The 22508-nt window shown below is 58.5% G+C and carries 19 protein-coding genes; 15 read left to right on the forward strand and 4 right to left on the reverse strand.

Annotated features, from left to right (window positions below; translation table 11 throughout):
• The first annotated feature begins 22 nt into the window (after window positions 1–22).
• The 5 genes from N655_RS0104340 (at window position 23) to mutL (ending at window position 7607) form a co-directional block, all read left to right on the forward strand.
• Window positions 23–2431, forward strand: coding sequence for an ABC transporter permease (locus N655_RS0104340; protein WP_026442009.1), 2409 nt, complete (start codon window positions 23–25; stop codon window positions 2429–2431).
• Between the two features lie 48 nt (window positions 2432–2479).
• Window positions 2480–2959 (forward strand): thioredoxin family protein, encoded by a 480-nt coding sequence (locus N655_RS17240; RefSeq protein WP_049961243.1) that lies wholly within the window; start codon window positions 2480–2482, stop codon window positions 2957–2959.
• Window positions 2960–3029: 70 nt separating this feature from the next.
• A complete protein-coding gene (locus N655_RS17245; RefSeq protein ID WP_049961244.1) occupies window positions 3030–3911 on the forward strand; it encodes a YihY/virulence factor BrkB family protein in 882 nt (293 codons plus the stop codon).
• Window positions 3912–4001: 90 nt separating this feature from the next.
• The gene (pyk, locus tag N655_RS0104355) at window positions 4002–5561 is read left to right on the forward strand and encodes a pyruvate kinase (RefSeq protein ID WP_026442010.1); all 1560 of its coding nucleotides are present in this window, start codon (window positions 4002–4004) and stop codon (window positions 5559–5561) included.
• Window positions 5562–5684: 123 nt separating this feature from the next.
• Window positions 5685–7607: a DNA mismatch repair endonuclease MutL gene (gene mutL, locus N655_RS0104360; RefSeq protein WP_026442011.1), complete on the forward strand. Its 1923-nt coding sequence runs from the start codon at window positions 5685–5687 to the stop codon at window positions 7605–7607.
• Window position 7608: 1 nt separating this feature from the next.
• Here mutL and N655_RS0104365 read toward each other — a convergent pair whose 3' ends face one another.
• Window positions 7609–8532: a VOC family protein gene (locus tag N655_RS0104365; protein ID WP_026442012.1), complete on the reverse strand. Its 924-nt coding sequence runs from the start codon at window positions 8530–8532 to the stop codon at window positions 7609–7611.
• Window positions 8533–8649: 117 nt separating this feature from the next.
• Between N655_RS0104365 and N655_RS0104370 the strand changes: the two genes are divergently transcribed.
• Window positions 8650–9225 carry a CDP-alcohol phosphatidyltransferase family protein gene (locus N655_RS0104370; RefSeq protein WP_026442013.1) on the forward strand — a complete coding sequence of 192 codons (576 nt, stop codon included), beginning with the start codon at window positions 8650–8652 and terminating at the stop codon, window positions 9223–9225.
• A gap of 28 nt (window positions 9226–9253) precedes the next feature.
• On the opposite strand, the gene N655_RS20735 is transcribed toward N655_RS0104370, so the two are convergent.
• Complete coding sequence (locus N655_RS20735; protein WP_202900313.1) at window positions 9254–9406, reverse strand: hypothetical protein; 153 nt, start codon at window positions 9404–9406, stop codon at window positions 9254–9256.
• Window positions 9407–9687: 281 nt separating this feature from the next.
• On the opposite strand from N655_RS20735, the gene N655_RS0104380 reads away from it, so the two are divergent.
• The 9 genes from N655_RS0104380 to iscX all read left to right on the forward strand — a co-directional run bounded on the left by N655_RS0104380 (window position 9688) and on the right by iscX (window position 16232).
• Window positions 9688–10164, forward strand: a complete 477-nt coding sequence (locus tag N655_RS0104380) for an RrF2 family transcriptional regulator (RefSeq protein ID WP_026442014.1) — start codon at window positions 9688–9690, stop codon at window positions 10162–10164.
• Window positions 10165–10179: 15 nt separating this feature from the next.
• Entirely contained in the window at window positions 10180–11436 is a 1257-nt protein-coding gene (locus N655_RS0104385; RefSeq protein ID WP_026442015.1) for an IscS subfamily cysteine desulfurase, read from the forward strand.
• Between the two features lie 108 nt (window positions 11437–11544).
• Window positions 11545–11964 carry a Fe-S cluster assembly scaffold IscU gene (gene iscU / locus N655_RS0104390; RefSeq protein ID WP_026442016.1) on the forward strand — a complete coding sequence of 140 codons (420 nt, stop codon included), beginning with the start codon at window positions 11545–11547 and terminating at the stop codon, window positions 11962–11964.
• A 14-nt stretch (window positions 11965–11978) separates the two neighbouring features.
• Window positions 11979–12350, forward strand: a complete 372-nt coding sequence (locus N655_RS0104395; protein WP_026442017.1) for a HesB/IscA family protein — start codon at window positions 11979–11981, stop codon at window positions 12348–12350.
• A gap of 34 nt (window positions 12351–12384) precedes the next feature.
• The gene (gene hscB, locus N655_RS0104400) at window positions 12385–13095 is read left to right on the forward strand and encodes a Fe-S protein assembly co-chaperone HscB (RefSeq protein WP_081823560.1); all 711 of its coding nucleotides are present in this window, start codon (window positions 12385–12387) and stop codon (window positions 13093–13095) included.
• A gap of 132 nt (window positions 13096–13227) precedes the next feature.
• Entirely contained in the window at window positions 13228–13635 is a 408-nt protein-coding gene (locus N655_RS0104405) for a tautomerase family protein (RefSeq protein WP_026442019.1), read from the forward strand.
• Entirely contained in the window at window positions 13632–15575 is a 1944-nt protein-coding gene (gene hscA, locus N655_RS0104410) for a Fe-S protein assembly chaperone HscA (protein ID WP_026442020.1), read from the forward strand. Before N655_RS0104405 ends, hscA begins: the two co-directional genes overlap by 4 nt.
• 1 nt (window position 15576) lies before the next feature.
• On the forward strand, window positions 15577–16014 hold the full coding sequence (locus tag N655_RS0104415; RefSeq protein WP_026442021.1) for a 2Fe-2S iron-sulfur cluster-binding protein: 438 nt from the start codon (window positions 15577–15579) through the stop codon (window positions 16012–16014).
• Window positions 16014–16232: a Fe-S cluster assembly protein IscX gene (iscX, locus tag N655_RS0104420; RefSeq protein ID WP_026442022.1), complete on the forward strand. Its 219-nt coding sequence runs from the start codon at window positions 16014–16016 to the stop codon at window positions 16230–16232. Before N655_RS0104415 ends, iscX begins: the two co-directional genes overlap by 1 nt.
• A 9-nt stretch (window positions 16233–16241) precedes the next feature.
• Here iscX and N655_RS0104425 read toward each other — a convergent pair whose 3' ends face one another.
• Together N655_RS0104425 and N655_RS17250 are read right to left on the reverse strand one after the other, a co-directional pair.
• Window positions 16242–19382: a multidrug efflux RND transporter permease subunit gene (locus tag N655_RS0104425; RefSeq protein WP_026442023.1), complete on the reverse strand. Its 3141-nt coding sequence runs from the start codon at window positions 19380–19382 to the stop codon at window positions 16242–16244.
• A gap of 11 nt (window positions 19383–19393) precedes the next feature.
• Window positions 19394–22507, reverse strand: coding sequence for an MdtB/MuxB family multidrug efflux RND transporter permease subunit (locus N655_RS17250; RefSeq protein WP_044933958.1), 3114 nt, complete (start codon window positions 22505–22507; stop codon window positions 19394–19396).
• Window position 22508 lies beyond the last annotated feature (1 nt).

Consider the following 22508-nt stretch of genomic DNA (forward strand, 5'->3'; position numbering starts at 1 on the left):
TGCCCGACAACAGGCGGCCTCTATGGAAAACTTACTGCAGGACCTTCGCTACGCAGCGCGGCGGCTATGGAAACGTCCGGTGTTTACGGTGACAGCAGTCCTGACGCTCGCCCTGGGGATTGGCGCCAACACCGCCATCTTTACCGTTGTCCATTCTGTCTTGCTGGCCCCTTTGCCCTATCGCGATGCCGGCCGGATCATGGCGCTGGACACATCCTTCACAAACACCGGGAGGATTCACAGCCGTGTGACGGGGCCTGATGCAGTGGATGTAGGCAGGCAGGCACGCAGCCTGGAGGCCGTCAGTCTCTACAATGAAGGCTTGCTGGGCGTGCAGTTGCACGACCATGCCGTGTTTACTCCAGTCACCATCATTGATGCAGACTTTGCGCGCGTCTTCGGACTCGTTCCTGTTGCCGGACGCACTTTCACCGAGCAGGAGATCGGTCGCGCTGCTTTTGTAAGCGCACGGTTTGCCCGCGACCAGTTTGGCAGTGCTCAGGCCGCATTGGGACAAACCGTGCATTTCCAGAACCAGCCCTTGCAGATTACCGGGGTCCTGCCCGCGTCTTTTGATTTTCCCGCCAAGACACAGGTCTGGGTGACTTTCCCCTCCCATCCCGAAACGGAGGACCGCACGGCCTACAATTACAAGGCCGTCGCCAAGCTGCGCGCCGGCGTTTCTGTAGAAGCAGCGCGAGCGGACTTGAAGGCGATTTCGCAACATCTGGCTGCTGCTTATCCAGGCGCAAACAAAAACAAGCAGATGACGGTCGTGCCGCTGCGCGAACAGCTTACAGGTGAGGTCCGTCCTATGCTCGTGCTGCTGCTGGCCGCAGTTGGCATGGTCCTGCTCATCGCCTGCGCCAATGTAACGCATCTGATGCTGGCCCGCTCGATGGACCGCCAGCGCGAGCTTGCAGTTCGCACCGCACTTGGATCTTCGCAATGGAAGATGGGCCAGCTTGTTCTTGCCGAGGGCTTCCTTGTTTCGCTCGCTGGCGCTTTGCTGGGTGTCTTGCTTGCTGTTCCGGTCCTGCACGTCTTGCTTGCCATGGCGCCTGCAGACCTCCCTCGCGCAGCGGAAATCCATCTAAACGGATGGGTGCTGGCCTTCACGCTTGCGCTTTCCGCTCTCGCCACCGTATTGTCCTCTCTGTTCCCAGCGCGCAAGGCCGCAAAAATTGACCCTGCTGAGGCGCTCAAAGCTGACAGCTCGCGCGGGGCCTCTGCAAAAAGTGCGTCGGCCCTTCGCCATGGCCTGGTCGTGGCCGAAGTAGCGGCGACGTTTCTTCTGGCGGTCGGCGCGGCCCTGCTGCTGCGCACCATGATGACGCTCATGGAGCGCGACCTCGGCTATCAGCCGGGCAACCTGCTTGTGGTGAATGCTGAAGCTCCTGGCTTTGACCTGAAGGCGGGCCAGGAAATAGCGCGTCAATACGATGAGATCTTTGCACAGCTGCGGGCTCTGCCAGGGGTCGAAAATGTGGCGGGCATCGATGGGCTTCCCACAGCAAACAGCGGCTCGAATGGCAGCTACAGTGTGAAAGGTGTTCCAACAGACAACGACCACATGCCGTGGGCATTTTTTAACGTTGTCACTCCCGGCTACTTTTCAACCATGAAGATTCCTCTGCTGCGGGGCCGCGACGTCAGCGCTGAGGACACCTTGGGAAGCCAGAGGGTCGCAGTCATCAGCGAATCTGTGGCGAAGCAGAGCTTTGGCAATACTGACCCTGTCGGCAAGCAGATTCAACTGGGTCTTGATCTCGAAAGCCTGCACCAATGGATCACCATTGTCGGCGTTGTGGCCGATGTGCGTCAGGATTCGCCTGCACAACAGCCCGGCCCGGCCATCTATATGCCAATGGCGCAGCATCCATCGCGTGCGCCGGAAATCAATCTCGTTCTGCGGACCAAAGTCCCGCCGCTCACGCTGATGGACCCGGTGCGGACCACAATCCAGCACATCAATCCCGAGATTGCGATGCACTTCACCACAATGGACGCAATGGTCGGCGAGTCGATTGCCGCTGAGCGCTTCCGTACAGCATTGCTTTCTTCCTTTGCCGGAGCCGGATTGTTGCTGGCCATGCTCGGCGTGTATGGCACGATGGCCTATTCGGTGGCCCAGCGCAGATTTGAGATTGGCGTGCGCATGGCCTTCGGCGCAGAGCGCCAGACCGTGCTGCGGATGGTCCTGTGGCACGCAGCGAAACTGTCCTGCTGGGGTATCGTTGTGGGGATGGCTTTGAGTTTTGCTCTGACCCGCCTGATCTCCGGAATGCTGGTCGGGGTCCATGCAATGGACCCGCTGAGTCTGTCTGTCACAGCAGCACTGCTCTTCTTCTCCGCCACCGCGGCTGCCCTGGGCCCGGCCTGGCGGGCCGCCCGGGTAGACCCGATGCGCACCCTGCGTGCGGACCCCTAAAGAAACTGGTCCCTGGGACGGCCTTGTGGCATCCTAAACAACAAAGCCATGCACACTTCTGCCCGCAAAAACTGCCTCGCGCTGATTGCAACCCTCCTTTTCACGTGCCTAGCCGCTTCCGGGCAGGGACGTACCATTTACTCTGACACCGCAGATGCGCACAAGGACATTGCGCAGGCTCTGGCCCAGGCAAGGCGCGAGCACAAGCGCGTCATTCTTGACTTTGGCGGAAACTGGTGCGGAGACTGCCAGGTGCTGGACATTTACCTGCACCAGCAGCCGAACCTGGACCTGCTAAACCGGTACTTCGTCCTTGTCCACATCAACGTGGGCCGCTTTGACCGTAATACCGACATTGCCGAGAAGTATCAGGTGCCGCTCAAGAAGGGTGTGCCGGCCCTGGCCATACTGAGTGCAACGGGCAGACTGCTTTACAGCCAGAAGAACGGCGAGTTTGAAGCCATGCGCCGGATGGACCCGGCGTCCGTCACGCAGTTTCTACAGCAATGGAAGCCCACAAAAAGTTGAGCCACGGGAGCACCTCACCGGTGATATCGCCTCTTTCCCCTATTGGCGACTTGGTATACCCTCGACACGTATGTTGCGGCGGCTGTGGACATCTCTCCGAAGGGCGGCATGGAGCGCATTCAATCACGGCGCCTTTGGAATTGCCAAGGCGGCCGCATACTCCGCCATTCTGAGCCTATTTCCAGCCGTACTAGTAGGCACCACCGTACTGGCCATGGGGCCGGAGAGCGATACGCTGAATGACATCCGCTCGGCCTTTTATGACATTCTGCCGCCGGACACCATGGACCTGGTCCAGGCTTATTTTCAGATCAACCATGCGCGTTCCGTCCGGCTGGTATGGTCGGCGACCCTGGTGACCATCTTTGCCGCCTCCGGTTTTATGCTTTCCCTCATGGAGGGCTTCCGGCGCGCCTACCGGCTCCCGCGTGGCACCTGGAATTTCTGGCGTGAGCGAGCTGTGGCCTTCGGACTGATTCCCATCACTTTGCTGCCCATGCTCTTTGCCACCATGCTCATCGTCTTTGGCCACCAGATTGAGCGCTGGATGATTGACAATGCCGATCATGACTTCCAGACCTACGTTCTTTTCCTGTGGCGGCTGGTGCGCTGGGGAATTGCCATGCTGACCAGCGTGGCGGTGCTGGCAGTCATCTATCACTTTGGCACGCCCCGCACACAGGACTGGCGACGCGTTGTGCCCGGGGCACTGCTGGCCACGGTCACCTGGTTTCTTACCACGCTGCTCTACGGCCTTTACGTCACGCGCTTTGCTGACTACTCCGTTGTCTATGGCTCCTTAAGCGCCGCTGTGGCCACACTGGTCTGGTTGTATATGGTTTCCATGAGCATTCTGGTCGGCGCTGAATTTAATGCGCAAGTCTTTCCTGTCTGCGGCCCGCATGAAGAGTTTGAAAGTTCCATGACAAAAGCGAAGCAAACGATGGTCTGACCCCGTGAATGCGCCATGCGGCAGGTTAGAATAAAGATGATTTCACGCTACAACTCATTTCTTGAGTCGTAACCATTGTTTGGGGGATGGATGAACGTTACATCTGCCGGCCCTTCCGTTTTGCGCCGCGCAAAGATTGTCGGGACACTGGGTCCGGCATCAAACCATGAATCAACTTTCCGCGAACTGGTCCGCGCAGGACTCGATGTTGCCCGCCTGAACTTTTCTCATGGGACCCACCCGGAAAAGCTTAAGCTCATTGAGATGGTGCGCAAGGTGTCGCGCGAGGAAAACAAGCCCATCTGTATTCTGGGCGACCTGCAGGGACCGAAGATCCGCACAGGGCGCCTGAAAAACCGCATTCCCGTACAGTTGAAGGCAGGACAGAAGCTCACCATCACGCCACGCGATGTCCCCGGTACCGCAACCCTCATCAGCACCACCTTTCCCACACTGGCAGAAAATCTTGAACCCGGCGCCCGCATCCTGCTCTCCGATGGCCTGATTGAGCTGCGCGTACTGGATGTTCCGGGCGAAGACGTGGAATGTGAGGTCATCAACGGCGGAATGCTGGGCGAAAATAAAGGCATCAATCTTCCCGGCATTCCGGTGCGCGTCCCCTCGCTGACGGAGAAAGATGAACGCGACCTGGAGTTTGCAGTCAAGAATGGCGTGGACGCCATTGCTGTCTCCTTTGTACGGACGGCGGAAGACATCCGGCTGGTCAAGTACCGGATTGCCGCGCTTGGCACCGATACATGGGTCATCGCCAAGCTGGAAAAACCGCAGGCGATCGACAATCTGGAGAGCATTCTTGAGGTCTCTGACGGCGTCATGGTGGCACGTGGCGACCTGGGGGTGGAAGTCCCCCCGGAAAAGGTCCCGGCCATCCAGAAATATGTCATCCGCTGCGCGGGAGAACATCGCAAGCCAGTCATTACCGCCACGCAGATGCTGGAATCCATGATTGAAAATCCGCGCCCCACCCGGGCCGAAGCCAGCGACGTGGCCAATGCCGTCTACGACGGCACAGACGCGGTGATGCTCTCAGCTGAGAGCGCGGCCGGCAAATATCCGGTCGAGGCCGTGAAAATGATGGCCAAGATCGTGGCTGAAACCGAATCTCAGACGCTGGTGCCGGCCACCCCGGCGCTGCGCCCCAGCCATACCCGGCTTTCCATCGCAGAAACCATCTGCGAGTCGATGGCGCACGCGGCTGAGGACCTGGACATTGCCGGCATCGCCGTATTTACGGAAACCGGCACCACGGCCCGGCAGCTTTCCAAATACCGCCCCAAGGCCCCGATCTATGCCCTCTCCAGCATCGGACCCGTCATCAACCGGATGAACCTACTGTGGGGCGTGCAGCCGGTCCAGTGCTCTAAAGCACACACCACCGAGCAGATGGTCGACATGGCCGAGGAGCTTCTCGAAAAAAACGGCTACGCCCATCCCCAGGACATTGTGGGTATCGTCGCCGGCACACGGACCAAGTCCGGCTCAACCAACTTCCTCCGGTTGCACGTGCTGGGAGACAGAATTACAGAATCCGTCAAAAAGAGTATGCCTGCGGTCAAAAAGACAACCGCAAAAAAGACAACCGCAAAAACACCTGCCAAGGCAAAGAGCAAGGCCAAAAAAGGCCGGTAGCAGGACCCCTCCGCTCCTGCCCGGCCGTATGGGCGGGCCACAGGCGGCCGCTTGGCCGCCTGTGTTCTTTTGCACACAAGCACCGGACTTTTCTTCACTGCTGACCTGCTAAGGTGGAAGGAAATGGGCCGAATCCGCATTCTCACTGACCAGGTGGCCAATCAAATCGCCGCGGGCGAAGTCGTGGACCGTCCTGCGTCGGTCGTAAAAGAGCTGCTGGAAAACGCGCTGGATGCGGGGGCCACGCGCATCCGCGTAGAGGTGGAGGCCGGCGGACGCAGGCTCATCCGCATCTCTGACAATGGCCACGGAATGGGCCGCGACGATGCTCTGCTGGCCTTTGAGCGCCATGCGACTTCCAAAATCCGCTCCAGCGATGACCTGCTCTCGATAGCCACATTAGGGTTTCGCGGCGAAGCGCTGCCCTCAATTGCTTCCATCAGCCGTGTTGTTATGGAAACGCGGGCAGAAGGCGAGGACGCAGGCACCCGGGTGGAGATCGCCGGGGGCAAGGTCCTCCGGGTGGAGGAGGCAAGTGTTCCACGTGGAACACTTTTCATCATCCGCGACCTGTTCTTCAATACTCCGGCGCGGCGTAAATTTCTCAAGTCTGAAACGACAGAACTCTCTCATATCACGGCACTTGTCACGCATTATGCGCTGGCGCACCCGGACAAGCACTTTGAGCTTCATGCAGCCACCCATGCCTTGCTCCTGGCACCGCCCGTCCACCAGCCGGCAGAACGCATCTTCCAGATTTTCGGCAAAGATACCCTGGACCAGCTTCTTCCTTTGGCTGCGGAAAGGCCCTTTGACCGCGCCGGCGTGCCGGAACCGCCTCCCTGGAAGCGGGACGAGGAGTACCAGCCCCCGGATCCGGGCTTTCTGCGCATCCGCGGCTTTGTCTCCAAGCCGGAGCTGCAAAAGCTGAACCGCAATTCCATCTATGTGTTTGTGAACCGCAGGCTTATCCGCGACCGGCTGATTCTGCACGCCGTCAGTGAGGCCTACCGCAACGTCATTCCTCCGGCCTCTTTCCCGGTGGTGCTGCTTTTTCTTGAGATGCCGCCCCACGAAGTGGACGTGAATGTACATCCGGCCAAAACAGAGGTCCGCTTTCGCCAGCAGACCCTGGTGCATGATTTTGTTCGCGATGCCATCCGCAACACTCTGGTCCACTCACGGCCTGCAGCCGGCTTTCTGGCGGCCCTCAACAGCCATCCCCATGCGACGCCTTCGCTGATGCCCAGCGTTTCCCCGCTGCCTGCGCAGTCTGATCCGCCTCCGCAGGCCGAAGATACGACGGCCTTCACGCTGACACCTCCCCAACCGCCGCCGCAGGAGGTGCACCTGCCCTTTGCCGAGCAGGGTCTTCCCTCAGCGGTACCGGATCGCTGCAGCCAGCCGGCAATCGAAATTGCGCAACAGGAGGGCCAAACCGAGGAGGACGCCCCCAGCCTGAACTCTCTGGCCTCGCTAAAGCCGCTGGGCCAACTGCGCGAGTCCTTCATCCTGGCAGTGAACGATGAGGGGCTCTGGATCGTGGACCAGCATGTAGCGCATGAGCGCATCCTGTTTGAGAAGGTCCTACGCGAGCGGGAGGTGGAGCGGGTACAGCGTCAGCAATTGCTCATGCCCCTGCTGGTGGAGATGCAGCCGCATCAGATGGTCCTGTTTGCGCAGATTGCGGATGAGCTGGCGCGCAATGGCTTTGAGGCCGAGCCTTTCGGGCCGCGTACCATCGCCATTAAGGCCGCACCAGTCGGGCTGAGCGGTCAGGAACTGGAGCGCACGCTGATGGAAATTCTGGAGCAGACCGGCCAGGGACCGCAGGCCCAGAACCTGGAGACGCTGCGCACCCGCATCGCTGCTTCGATTGCCTGCCACTCAGCCATCAAAGTGAACATGCCGCTCGATCCGCAGCGGATGGAGTGGCTGCTTGCGGAGCTGGCAAAGACCGCCCACCCCACCAATTGTCCTCATGGCAGGCCCATCGTCCTGCGTTACTCCTGGAAAGACATCCAGAAGGCCTTTCAGCGCATTTGAATCACGGCTGCGGCGATGGATTGGGTGCGGTAAACGGTGAGCAGCAGGGCGGCTGCACATTGGAAAACTCCATGTATTCCAGACGTGTTCCGTCAGGATCGTACACATTGAGCTGCCATTTGCCATCACGCCCAATCTGGGTCCTGGTGTCCGGAGGCACAAGCCGGTTTTCTGCCTTCAGCATGGCATAGGTTTTCGCCATGCTGATGACGCCGATGGAAAAATGGTTCAGCACTCCGAGCTGGCGCTGGGAAACGTCCTGGATCCCTCCGCCCGAGGGCCCGCTGGTGAGCATATATTCCAGCCAGTCATGGCCCTCCGGCGTCTGCTGCGAGACCCAGTCCGTCTTTCCTGGCTGCATGCCGCCATACCAGTAGGGGCGGAAGTCGAGGATGGCGCGATAGAAGGTGTCTTCCTTTTCCCGACTGTGCACCAGCATCCCTACGTGGATGATGTGATGTCCGGCAAGGGCCGGCGCCATCACAGCGCGCGGATGAGTGGGCGGCTGCACAAACTGCACCGTGTTCCCTTCCGGGTCCTTTGTATTGAACCAGCGGCTGCCGTCGCTGGCCCGTTCGACTTTGGCGGGTACCTGGACCCCCTTGGCTTTCAGGTAAAGCCGGAGTTTTTCCGCGTCTGCTGTCTGATACGCCAGATGGTCCAGCCGGTTAGGCGAGCTTTTGTCCCGCAGCGGCAGTACCTCGACAAACTGTGTGCTGTTGACGTAATACCGTACGCCCTGCGGATCTTCCGGGTCGGCCCCCTTCTGGCCGCCTACGAGATCTCCATAGTAGTGTTCGGCTGCAGAGAGGTCGCTGGCATACACCGCGATATGGGAGATCCCGGTAAGCGGCGGGCGCGACGGCGCGGTCTGGGCTGAAACGATTGAGCAGGCAAGAAAGAAGAGTCCGGCTGTGTGTCTCATGACACCGACAGAGTACAGCGCAGCAGGGACAGTTGTCAGTCTCTACTGCTGGGCAGCAACAGGAGTTCGATTTCCTGTAACATCAAAGCTTCAGATTCACTATTTTTTAAAGCAAGAATGAATGCATTCCGTGCCACCCCGAACCAGTTGACCTTTCTGCGCCTTTGCATCATTCCTTTTCTGGTCCTGGCCATTCTGGATGGTTATTACCGCACGGCCTTTGCTCTGTTTCTGGTAGCCGGGATCACCGACGGCCTGGACGGCCTGCTGGCGCGCGTGCTGCACCAGCGCACGGTACTCGGGCAATATCTGGACCCGGTGGCCGACAAGCTGTTGCTGAGCACGCTGTTTCTGGTGCTGCACCATGAAGGGGCCATCTCGCGCAAAGTAACGGTGCTGGTCTTTGCGCGCGACCTGGGAATCCTGGTGATCGCGGCCATCCTCTATGCCGGTATGGGGATGCGGAATTTTCGTCCCAGCCTGTTTGGCAAGGCCAACACACTGGCGCAGATTGTGGCCCTGGTCTCAGTGTTGCTGAGCTGCTTCTATGCCCCGGAGTGGGTGATGCTTGTCAAGCACTGGTCGTTGCAGGCCACCATCGTGCTGACCGTCGTTTCCGGCTTCCACTACGCCTGGCGGGTAGGCCGAAGACTGGGTGCTTCTGCCCCTATGGAGGCAGAACGACGGGCTTAAGGTTTCCGCACGCAGTGCCTTTGCTGTTTTACTCTTCTTCGTCTTCGGCCACCTGTTCCTCGATGGCCATGTCCTGAAATTCCGCTGAGTCGAAGACCTCGCCGCAGTCCTGGCACTCAACGTATTCCACATCCTCTTCGCGCGCAACGACGCGTACTTTGGGGTGTTTGCAGATCGTCATGGGGTATTGGGCGTAAACAGGTGATATCGGCAAAATTTTATCCGGATACGCTCTGTTGTCAAACAGGAATCCCTTCCTCCCTGGATGCGGAAATCTTCTTCACCCCGGGCCTCAGAGGACTTGCGGCAGCGGGAGTGACGCGCCACCCGGAGGAAGGATGGAAGAGTCAATTTCTATTAGAAGATAATTATTATTATTTGCGAACCGCTTGAATCCGGACTCTGGCGGTCGTATACTTGCATCAGAAGAAACGGTCAAAACCCGTATTTTTCTAGCTTTTCATGCTGAGGCTTACCAAAAAGGCGGACTATGCATTGATGGCGCTCAAGTATCTGGCCGAGCACCAGGATGCCAATGCGCTGAGCGCAAAAGACATTGCCGAGGCATATCACATTCCGCACCAGTTGCTGGCGAAGATTCTGCAGAAGCTGGCAAAGGTAGGTCTGGTAAAGTCCCATGCCGGCATGAATGGCGGCTATGCGCTGGCCAAGGACCCGAGGCGGATTTCGGCCTTTGAGGTCATTTTCGCCATCGACGGGCCGCTGTTTATCACCTCGTGCTTTACGCATGAGGGAAACTGCGACCTGACCAACAGCTGCACCATCAAAGAACCACTGGCGCGCGTGAACGAGACCATTTCCAGCGTGCTGAAGAACATCCATATTTCCGATCTGGTGGAAGAAGGCCGCACGCCGATGGCGCGCAGACTGGTGACCATCCGCTCTGCCACCGGAGAAAAGATCTTGCAGGCATTTTGAGGAGAACGAGAGCCAATGAGCACCGCAGTAGAGAACAATCTTTCTGTCCCGGCAGGAGTCAAGCTGCCGATTTACATGGACAACCATGCAACGACACCGCTGGACCCGCGCGTGCTGGATGCCATGATGCCTTATTTCACGGGCAAATTCGGCAATGCGGCCAGCCGCAACCATTCCTTTGGATGGGAGGCCGAAGCAGCGGTGGAAGAGGCCCGGACGCAGATCGCAAAGCTCATTGGTGCAACGGCAAAGGAGATCATCTTTACCTCAGGGGCAACGGAGTCCAACAACCTGGCCATCAAGGGCATCGGCGAGATGTACCGCGAGCGCGGCAACCACATCATTACGCAAGTGACCGAGCACAAGGCCGTTCTGGACACCTGCAAGCGCATGGAAAAGGCCGGCTTCCGCGTGACCTATCTGCCGGTCAAGGCCGATGGGCTGATTGATCTTGAAGACCTGAAGCGGGCAATCGACGACAAGACCATCCTGGTAACCATCATGTTTGCGAACAACGAAATTGGGGTCATCCAGCCGGTAGCTGAAATCGGCAAAATCTGCCGCGAGAAAGGCGTCCTCTTCCACACCGACGCGGTACAGGCGGTGGGCAAGGTCCCGGTGGATGTGAATGCGATGAACATTGATGTGCTCTCGCTTTCCGGACATAAGATTTACGGGCCAAAGGGCGTCGGCGCACTGTATGTGCGGCGGCGCAACCCGCGTGTACAGATTTCTGAACAGATCAACGGCGGCGGGCATGAGCGCGGAATGCGCTCCGGAACACTGAATGTGCCCGGCATTGTGGGTCTGGGCAAGGCCTGCGAGATTGCACAAGCAGAGATGGAAAGCGAAGCGCAGCGCCTGCGTGCCCTGCGTGACAAGCTGAAGGCGAAGCTCGAATCAAAGCTCGACTACATTCACGTCAACGGCTCGATGGAGCACCGTCTTCCCGGCAATCTAAACATGAGCTTTGTTTACGTAGAAGGCGAGTCGCTGCTGATGGGGATCAATGACGTCGCTGTCTCCAGCGGTTCGGCCTGTACCTCGGCCACACTGGAACCATCGTATGTGCTGAAGGCGCTCGGGCTGGGGGACGACGTGGCGCACAGCTCCATCCGTTTCGGCCTGGGCCGGTTTAATACCGAGGCTGAAGTGGACTACGTGGCTGATAAGGTGATTGATGTCGTCCAGAAGCTGCGCGAGCTTTCCCCGCTGTACGAGATGGTGAAGGAAGGCATTGACCTGACCAAGATTGAGTGGCAGGCGCATTGAGAATTGGTGGGCTGCGGTGAGAAGGGGGTTGAAACCTTTCCACTTCAGCGCTGCTCGCCTTCATTGGGCACGACAACAGTTTCACGGTTCATAGGAGGACCATCCAAGATGGCATATAGCGACAAGGTGATTGACCATTACAACAATCCCCGCAACGTCGGGCAGCTTGATAAATCCAGCCCGGATGTGGGCACGGGACTGGTGGGTGCGCCGGAGTGCGGCGATGTGATGCGCCTACAGATTAAAGTCAATCCTGAGACGCAGGTGATTGAAGAGGCCAAGTTCAAGACCTTTGGCTGCGGATCGGCCATCGCCTCTTCTTCCCTGGCAACAGAATGGGTGAAGGGCAAGACCGTTTCCGAGGCCCTGGAAATCAAGAACACTGACATTGTGAAGGAGCTGGCGCTGCCTCCGGTGAAGATCCACTGTTCCGTGCTGGCTGAGGACGCCATCCGCGCAGCCATCAGCGACTGGAAAAAGAAGAACGGCGTGGCGGAAGCGGACAAGCCGGCCACTGCGACCGTGTGACTGGAAGACAGAAAATGAGTACCCAACTTCATGTGCTCGATACGCCCGCGCAAAAGGGCATCCAGGTGACCGAACGCGCGCTGAAGCGTATCCGTATGGCGATGGCCAAGGAAGGCATCTCACCGGCGGAAGGCGGAGTGCGCCTGGGCATCCAGGGTGGCGGGTGCTCCGGGTTGTCCTACAGCTTGCGTTTCGACACCCAGCCACGCGAGCGGGACCGCATCTTTCAATTTGAGGATGTGCGCGTTTTTGTGGACCCGAAGTCTTTCCTCTATCTGAGCGGCATGACTCTTGACTACGAAGAAACGCTGCTGCGGCAGGGCTTTCAGTTCATGAATCCGAATTCAAGCCGGTCCTGCGGATGCGGCTCTTCATTTTCAGCGTAAGATCGGCCGTCCAGGCGGACGGCATACACTTTCCATGCAAACTGCCGAGCAACAATCCGTGAAGACGGCGTGCTGGTCGTGCGGCTCAGAGCGGGCCGCCGGCCTGCCCTTCTGCGATGCCTGTGGTAAGGTGCAGCCCCCGGACCCGGGTCTGACGTATTTTGATGTTTTTGGATTACCGTGGAAGCTGGGCCTGGACCCATCGGCGCTGGAGCGCGCATTTTATAAGCTTAGTCGGAAACTGCATCCTGACGTCTATGCACAGGCCAGCGCACAGGAGCAGCAATGGAGCCTGGAGCAAACATCGCTGCTCAATGACGCCTATCGCACACTCAAAGACCCTGTCACGCGCACCGAGTATCTGCTGCGTCTGGAGGGCGTGGAGATGCAACAGGAGCGGGCCCGGGAAAGCGAAGCAAAGAAGGAGCCGCGCATACCGCCTGATCTGCTGGAAGAGGTCTTTGAACTGAATCTGCAGCTGGAAGAAATGCGCATGAACCAGAAGATGGGCGAAGACGATCCCCAGCTCAGGGGAGATCTGGAAAGGGCCAGAACCCTGTTTGAGGGGCAGCTTGCGGACGCGGACAGGCAGTTGCGCACGTTATGGTCAGAATGGGACGCCGCGCTGGATGCGCAGGACAGGCCCGCACAGACGGAGGCAAAAAACAGAATGGCGTCGCTCCTGGACCGTCGCCGCTATGTGCGCAATCTGGTGCGCGATGTGAATGAAACACTGGGGACCTGAGGCTGGTTCCATCTCCATCGGGACCAGTACCGATGGGGCCCGCGGGAAGGAGAGTTCTTTCACGCTCCCGCTGCGTTCGCTGCCGCCAGTGATGACAGCACAGATTTTTCACAGTCCAGCTAAAGGATTTTCATGCCATTTGTACGTATTTCTGTTACAGACAAGATGCCGATCGAGAAGCGCCAGGAGCTGCCGAAGGTTGTTTATGATGCGATGCGCGCCTCCATCAACATTCCAGAGAGTGATCTGTTTGTTGCGCTGCACGCGCACGGTAAAGGTGAACTGGTGGCCGACCCAAAATTCATGGGAATGCAGCGCACTGCGAACTTCACACTTGTGCACATCACTCTGCGGCGTGGCCGGACAGTGGAGATGAAGCAGAAGCTGTATCGCGAGATTGCGCGACTGGCCGAGGAACGTGCAGGCATCGCTCCGGATGATGTGATGATTGTGCTTTCAGAAAATGGACCAGAGGACTGGTCCTTCGGCAAGGGAGTAGCGCAGTTTGTCGAGGCGCAGAAGCCTGAGGTGTCGGCATGAGCGAAAACAAAGAGCGCATTGTCGGCATTGATCTTGGCACGACCAACTCCCTGGTTGCCTTTATGCAAGGGGAGCAGCCCGTGGTCATCCCCGGTGAGGACGGGTCAAACCTGGTGCCATCGGTGGTTGCTCTGGACACGACTGGCGGCCAGCGCAGGTTTGTTGTGGGCAATGCCGCTCGGGAGCATCTTCTGCGTACCCCGGAGCGCGTCATCTATTCCGCCAAGCGGCTGATGGGGCGCGGCATCGAGGACGTACAGGACGAAGTGAAGCTCTTCCCTTTTCGGCTGTCGGCCGACTTACAGCCCGGAGAGGTCCTGCGCATCCGCTTGGGCGATGAGGAATTTACCCCGCCGGAGATCTCCGCTTACGTGCTGCGTCAGCTAAAGCGAAATGCGGAGCGATACTTTGGCGCTCCGGTCACCAAGGCCGTCATCACCGTTCCAGCCTATTTTAACGACGCGCAGCGGCAGGCGACAAAAGATGCAGGCCGCATGGCTGGACTCGAAGTACTGCGACTGGTGAATGAACCAACGGCCGCGGCGCTTGCCTATGGACTGGACCGCAACAAGGAAGGCTTGGTCGCCGTTTACGATCTGGGCGGTGGGACCTTCGACATCTCTGTCCTCAAGCTGCATGAGGGCATTTTTGAGGTCATCGCGACGAACGGTGATACGCACCTGGGCGGCGATGATATTGACAATCTGCTGATTGCCATTGCCCTTGAGGACATCAAGGGCGAGCTTGGTCTTGACCTCAGCACCCATGCTGAGGCAGTCCAGGCCATTCGCAAGGCCATGATTGAGGCCAAAATTGCGCTTTCATCTTCTGAAGCGGCACGCATCAGCATTGATCTGCCCGGCGGCGAGAAATATCAGCGTGAACTGCCCCGCCCGGCCTTTGAGGAGATCATCCGTCCGGTCATTGAAAAGACCATCGCTCCCTGCAAACAGGCGTTAAGAGACGCAGGCGTCACGCCTGAACAGATTGATGAGGTGGTGCTGGTCGGCGGCTCGACGCGCATTCCCGCCGTGCGTCGGCTGACGGACGAGGTCTTCCATCTCAGTGCGCGCGGGAAAAGGCCCCATACGGACCTGAATCCCGATGAGGTGGTGGCCCTGGGCGCAGCGGTACAAGCCAATATTCTGGCCGGAGGGTCCCAGGCAACTGAGGACATGTTGCTGCTGGATGTGACTCCCCTTTCCCTGGGCATTGAAGCGCTTGGCGGGGTCGTGGCGAAGATCATCCAGCGCAACTCGACCATTCCCGCATCAGCCACCGAGCACTTTACCACAGGGGTCGACGGCCAGACGAATGTGGCCATCCACGTTGTGCAGGGCGAACGCGAACTGGCAAAAGACTGCCGCTCGCTGGCCCGGTTTGACCTGAAGGGCATTCCTCCCATGTCTGCCGGACTTCCGCGCATTGAGGTGAAGTTCCTGATTGACGCCAATGGCATCCTGCACGTCTCAGCACGCGAGCAGCGTTCAGGCAAAGAGGCCGAGATTGAGGTAAAGCCCACCTATGGCCTTACGGATGAGCAGGTCGAAACCATGATCCTCGATTCGTTCGACCATGCGGAGGAGGACTTCTACCAGCGACAGTTGATTGAAGCACGCAATGAGGCCGACACGATTCTGCGGGCGGTAGAGAAGGCCCCGGAAAATCCGGCATGGCAGCAGTTGACCGAGGAAGAGCGCGCACAGATTGCGCTGCTCAAAGAAGAACTCTCTGTCCTGAAGCAAGGCGATGACCTGAAGGCGCTTCGCGCCGGGACCGACGCGCTTGACAAGGCAACACGGCGCTTTGCCGAGCTGATGATGGATGCTGCGGTGTCCAGCGCCATCAAAGGCGAAACGATGGATTCGGCCGGGGAGAAGCTGGGCGAAGGCCCTACGGCGCCGCATCCATTTGCGCCTGCGGAGATAACGAAAGAATAATATGAGCGAAGTAAAGACAAATCACGAAATAGACCTGAGCAAGCCCCCTGCGCCGAACATGGTGCGCGTCACCTTTCTGCCGGAAGGCAGGACCGTCGAATTTGCCTTCGGCACCATGCCCTATGATCACCATGGCAAGCCGATGTCGTTTCTCGATGTCGCAGAAAACTATGGCATCTTTCTTGACCACGCCTGCGGCGGAGCCTGCGCATGTACGACATGCCATGTATGGATCAAGGAAGGTGCTGATGGCCTGAGCGAAGCCGAGGACGATGAACTCGACCGTCTGGACATGGCCGCTGACCTCCAGCTCAACTCACGTCTCGGCTGCCAGTGCGTCATCACCAAACCTGGCAATTATGTCGTCGAGATTCCCAAATGGAACCGCAACTACGTTTCTGAAGGCAAGCCGCTGGCCCTCGCCGAGGAGAAAAAATAATGGCGCGCGAAATTTACTGGACCGATGCTGAAGAGATCGGCATTCAGTTGCAGGAGAAGTACCCTGATCTGGACCCGCTGACCGTCCGTTTTACCGACCTGCATCAATACGTGACCAAGCTTGAAGGCTTCGTCGATGATCCGGCAAAGTCGAACGAAGCGAAGCTCGAAGCCATCCAGATGGCCTGGTACGAAGAGTACAAAGACGCTTCGCAATAAGAGACAGATTCAATCTCCGGGGGCTGCTTCGGGGCGCGTCCGCGTAATCTCTCCCTTTTCAAAGCGCTTGCCAAACCGCTGGACGCGCAGTTGCAGCTTATCGAAGAAGAGGTACACCACCGGCGTGGTGAAGAGCGTCATCATCTGAGAGACGATCAGGCCACCGACAATGGTGATGCCCAGGGGCTGACGGAGTTCCGCTCCTGTTCCCCGCCCCAGCGCCAGCGGAAGCCCGCCGAGAAGGGCTGCCATGGTCGTCATCATGATGGGGCGGAAGCGAAGCAAACAAGCTTCGTAGATGGCCTCATCACTGCTTTTGCCTTCCTGCCGCTCCTGCGCCAGCGCGAAATCAATCATCATAATGGCATTTTTCTTCACAATGCCAATCAGCAGGATGATGCCAATAATGGCAATCACGCTGAGGTCCGTATGTGTAATCAGCAGCGCGAGGATGGCCCCGACACCGGCAGAGGGCAGCGTGGAAAGAATCGTGATGGGGTGGATATAGCTCTCATAAAGTATGCCCAGCACGATGTAAACCGTTGCCAGCGCTGTAAGAATGAGAAACGGCTCACTGGACAGAGACGACTGAAAGGCCTGTGCGGTGCCCTGGAAGCTGCCATGCACACTGCTGGGCATTCCGATGTCGGCCTCGGCATTCTGCAGGGCGGTAACCGCCTGCCCCAGGGAGACGCCGGGCGCGAGATTAAAGCTGAGAGTGACCGCCGGGAACTGTCCCTGGTGGTTGACGGCCAGCGACGTGCGTCCTGGCTCGAACCTTGTGACCGCCGTGAGCGGTACACTCGTTCCATTGCTGGATTTGATGTAGATATTGCTGAGTGCCGCAGGATCACGCTGGTACTGCGGCGCCACTTCCATGACCACGTGGTACTGGTTCAGCGAGGTGTACATGGTGGAGACCTGCCGCTGTCCAAAGGCGTCGTAGAGCACGTTATCAATCAATTCTGGCGAGATTCCCAGGCGCGCGGCCGTATCCCGATCGATGACCAGGTTGGCGGCAAGCCCCTGGTCCTGCTGGTCCGTTGAAGCATCGCGGAGCTCGGGCATGGTGCGCATCTTTTCAAGCAGCCTGGGCGCCCATTCATTCAGCTCCTTGATGTCCTGGTCTTCCAGCGTGTACTGGTATTGCGCATCGCTCATGCGCGCACCCACACTCAGGTCCTGCGCCGCCTGAAGGACCAGCGTGACACCCGGAATGTGCGCCAGCTTTGGGCGCAGGCGGTTGATGATCTGGTCTACGCTCGCGTGGTTGCGTTGTGCAAGCGGCTTCAGAGTCACGAACATGCGGCCGACGTTGGTGGTTGCTCCGCCGCCGCTGCCTCCGGCAAAGGCTACAACCGACTGTACGCCAGGGTCCTGCTGCACGATGGCTGCAAGCTGCGACTGCTTGCGGTTCATGTCCTCAAAGGAGATGTCCTGAGAGGCGCGCGTAATGCCCATCATGCGGCCGGTGTCCTGCTGCGGAAAGAAGCCCTTGGGCACCAGGATGAAGAGATAGATATTCAGAAAGAAAGTAGCAATCGTGATGAGCAGCACCGGCAGCTTGTGTGCGATGACCCAGCGCAGGCCATGATCATACATCTTCAGCATCCCGCTGAAGAACCGCTCGCTCAGAAGGTACATCCGGCCATGCTTCTGCTGATTGTGCGGCTTAAGAAACTTGGCGCACATCATCGGTGTGGTGGTGAGCGAAACAATGAGCGACATGCCGATCGCCACACTGAGCGTCACGGCGAACTCACGGAAGAGTCTGCCCACAATTCCGCCCATGAGCAGAATCGGGATGAAGACGGCGACCAGCGATGTGCTCATGGAGAGCACGGTAAAGCCGATCTCCTTTGAGCCTTTCATCGCCGCTTCATAGGGAGAAAAGCCCATTTCCAGATAGCGCGTGATGTTCTCGATGACGACAATCGCATCGTCCACCACAAAGCCGGTGGAGATGGTCAGCGCCATCAGGGAGAGATTGTCCAGCGAGTATCCCAGCAGATACATCACACCGAAGGTGCCAACCAACGAAAGCGGCACGGCAACACTGGGAATGACGGTGGCCCAGACATTTCTGAGAAAGAGGAAGACCACCATGACCACCAGCGTCACGCTAATCAGCAGCGATATTTCGACATCCAAAACAGAGGCGCGGATCGTGATGGTGCGGTCCAGAACAACATGAAAATCAATGAGGGGAGAAATGGACGCCTTCAACTGCGGGATGGCAGCGTAGACGCGGTCCACCGTATCAATCACATTCGCTCCGGGGACCTTAAAAATAATGACCAGAACGGCGGGCTTTCCATTGGCGATGCCAGAGGTGTGGATATCAGCAACCGAGTCCAGCACCTGGCCGATATCACTCAGCCTGACGGCAGCGCCGGTTGTGGCATTGTAGCCAATGACCAGGGGCGCATACTCGCTGGCCCGCATCAACTGGTCATTGTCCGCAAGGGTAGACATGCGCCCACCGGCCTTCAGATATCCCTTGGCCAGGTTCATGTTCACCTGCCCCAGCGCTGTACGCACGCCCTCCAGACCGATGCCATACGAGCTGAGCTGCATCGGGTTCAGTTCGACGCGGACCGCGGGCTGCGCGCTGCCGCCCACAAAGACCTGCCCCACGCCGGAAATCTGCGAGAGCTTTTGCGCAAGGATCGAGTCGGCCGCATCGTACATCTGTCCCTTGGTAAGCACGTCCGAGGTCAGCGCAATGATCATGATGGGCGCATCCGAAGGATTGATCTTGCGGTAGGTAGGGTTCTCGGGCATGTTCGCCGGCAAGTTGCTGCGGGCCGCATTAATGGCCGCCTGCACGTCGCGCGCCGCGCCGTCAATATTGCGCGAGAGATCAAACTGCAGGTTGACGTTGCTTCCGCCCAAAGAGCTCGAAGAGGTCATCTGCGTCACACCCGCAATGCGCCCGAACTGCCGTTCCAGCGGAGTGGCGATGGCAGCAGCGACGGTTTCCGGGCTGGCGCCGGGCAGTCCTCCATAGACTGAGATGGTGGGAAATTCGATCTCCGGCAGGGACGCCACCGGCAGCAGATTATAGGCCACCGCGCCTGCCAACAGCAGAGCAAGGCTCAGCAGCGTGGTGGCTACTGGCCGTCGGATAAATGGCGCGGACAAATGCATGGCGGTTCTTCTTAATCGGCGTGCACGGCCTGTTCCTCAAGCATCCTCTGCTCGCGGCGGCGTGTGAACCACTGGCTCATCCTGTCGAAATACAGGTACACGACCGGGGTGGTATAGAGGGTGAGCACCTGGGAAAAGATCAGGCCGCCGACGATGGTGATTCCCAGCGGCTGGCGCAGCTCCGCACCCATGCCGCTGCCGAAGGCCAGCGGCAGGCCGCCGAGAAGGGCAGCCATAGTCGTCATCATGATGGGACGAAAACGCAGCAGGCATGCCTGATAGATCGAATCCTCTGGCGATTTGCCTTCCTTGCGCTCGGCCTCCAGCGCAAAATCAATCATCATGATGGCATTTTTCTTCACAATACCAATCAGCAGGATGATGCCAATGATGCCAATCACATTCAGGTCCAGCTTGAAGAGCAGCAGGGCAAGAATGGCGCCGACGCCGGCCGATGGCAGGGTGGAAAGGATCGTGATGGGGTGAATATAGCTCTCGTAGAGCACCCCCAGTACGATGTAGACGGTAATCAGCGCGGCCAGAATCAGCAAAGGTTCATTGGAAAGCGAGGACTGGAAGGCAGCGGCCGTCCCCTGAAAGGCGGCATTGATGCTGGCCGGCATTCCCATGCGCTGTTCCACATTGTGGATGGCCTGCACTGCATCTCCCAGCGAGGCCCCGGGAGCAAGATTGAACGAGATGGTGGCCACGGGAAACTGTCCCAGATGGTTGATGGCCAGCGGCGTATGGGTCTGCGAAATCTTTACAAACGCGCTGAGCGGCACCTGCGTTCCCGTGGAAGAGGGCACATAAATTTTGCTCAGATCGTCGGCCGTGCGCTGGAACTCAGGCTGCACTTCCAGCACCACGTGATACTGGTTCAACTGGGTGAACATGGTTGAGACCTGGCGCTGGCCGAAGGCATCATAAAGCACATTGTCAATGTTCTGAAGAGAGACACCCAGACGAGAAGCGGTATCGCGGTCAATGTCGAGCGTGGTCTGCAATCCGTTGTCCTGCAAATCGCTGGCCACATCGCGCAGCTGCGGCTGCTTCTGCAGCTCGGCCACGATGCGCGGCACCCAGGTACTCAGCTCCCGGCCGTCCACGTCCTCCAGTGTGTACTGATACTGGGTGCGGCTCACGCTGTCAGCCACGGTCAGGTCCTGGAGTGCCTGCAGATAGAGCGTGATGCCTTCCACCTGTGCCAGCTTCGGCTGAAGACGGCGGATGATGTCCATGGCACGGCTTTTGCGCTGGTCGAGCGGCTTCAGATTGATCTGGATCCGTCCGGTATTCATGGTCATGTTCGTGCCGTCCACGCCAATAAAGGAGGAAAGGCTCTCGACGTCAGGGTCCTGAAGAATGACGTGGGCCAATGCCTGTTGGCGGCGCGCCATCTCACGGAAGGAGACCGTCTGCGGAGCCTCGGAAATGCCCAGCAGGACGCCTGTGTCTTCCACCGGGAAAAACCCCTTTGGCACGTAGATATACAAGAGGACAGTGAAGACCAGCGTCGCAATCGTCACCAGCAGCGTTGTGAAGCGGAAACGCAGGACGGTCTGTAGCGTGCTCCCATAAAAGGCGATGACGCGCTCAAAGAACTCTTCCGTTTTGCGATAGAACCAGCCCTGCTTTTCCGGGGGTTTATGGCGCAGGATCTTCGCACACATCATCGGGGTGAGCGTAAGCGAAACCACCGCGGAAACCAAAATGGTAACGGCCAGCGTAATGGCGAATTCACGGAAGAGCCTGCCCACGACATCGCCCATAAAAAGCAAGGGAATGAGCACGGCAATGAGCGAGACGGTCAGAGAGACAATCGTGAATCCGATCTGCTCAGAACCCTTGAGGGCCGCCTCCAGCGGAGAATCTCCCTCTTCAAGGTAGCGGCTGATGTTCTCAATCATGACGATGGCGTCGTCCACGACAAAGCCGGTGGAAATGGTGAGCGCCATGAGCGTCAGATTGTTCAGGCTGTACCCCAGCAGATACATGACGCCGAAGGTGCCAACCAGCGAGAGCGGTACGGCGACACTGGGAATGATTGTGGCCGAGAGGTTGCGCAGAAACAGGAAGATGACCATGACCACCAGCGCGATGGTCAGCATCAACTCAAATTGCACATCTTTCACCGATGCACGGATGGTCACAGTGCGATCAGTCAGCGTGACCACATCAATGGTGGCGGGCAGACTCGCCTTGAGCTGCGGAAGAATTTTTTCGATGCGGTCCACAACGCCGATGATGTTGGCCCCTGGCTGGCGCTGGATGTTGACGATGACGGCCGGGACCTCATTCATCCAGGAAGCACGCAGAGAATTTTCCGCGCCATTGACTACCGTCGCCACGTCCTGCAGCCGCACCGGAGCGCCATTGCGATAAGCAATGACAACAGGATCGTAGGCGGCAGAATCGAGGAGCTGGTCATTGGCGTCAATGGTGTAGGTCTGCCGTGTACCGTTCAGGCTTCCCTTGGCCTGGTTCACATTGTTGGCCGCAACCTGCGTGCGAATGTCCTCCAGGCTCAGCCCGTAGGAGGCAAGCTGGGACGGGTTTGCCTGGATCCGCACCGCCGGCTTTTGTCCGCCTGCAATCGAGACCAGCCCGACGCCGGAAACTTGTGAGATCTTCTGCGCCAGGTTGGTGTCCGCAAGGTCTTCAACCTGCGGCAAAGGCATGGTTTTCGATGTGAGCGCCAGGGTCAGGATCGGCTGGTCAGCTGGATTGACCTTGCTGTAGACCGGAGGATTCGGCAGGTCTGCGGGCAGAAAGCTCTGCGCGGCATTGATTCCTGCCTGGACCTCCTGCTCAGCCACATCAATGTCCTCAGAGAGGGCAAATTGCAGCGTGATGACCGAGCCTCCCTGTGAGCTGGTCGAGGTCATCTGGTTCAGTCCGGGCATCTGCCCAAACTGACGCTCCAGCGGGGCCGTCACCGAGGAAGCCATCACATCCGGGCTGGCCCCGGGATAAAACGTGACCACCTGAATGGTAGGGTAGTCCACCTCCGGCAGCGCAGAGACAGGAAGCTGGCGGTATGCGACAAAACCGGCCAGCAGAATCGCGGCCATCAGCAGCGACGTTGCTACAGGACGGAGAATAAATGGCCGGGAAGGACTCATG

Origin of the sequence: Pseudacidobacterium ailaaui (genome assembly GCF_000688455.1) — a bacterium.
Lineage (GTDB): Bacteria > Acidobacteriota > Terriglobia > Terriglobales > Acidobacteriaceae > Pseudacidobacterium > Pseudacidobacterium ailaaui.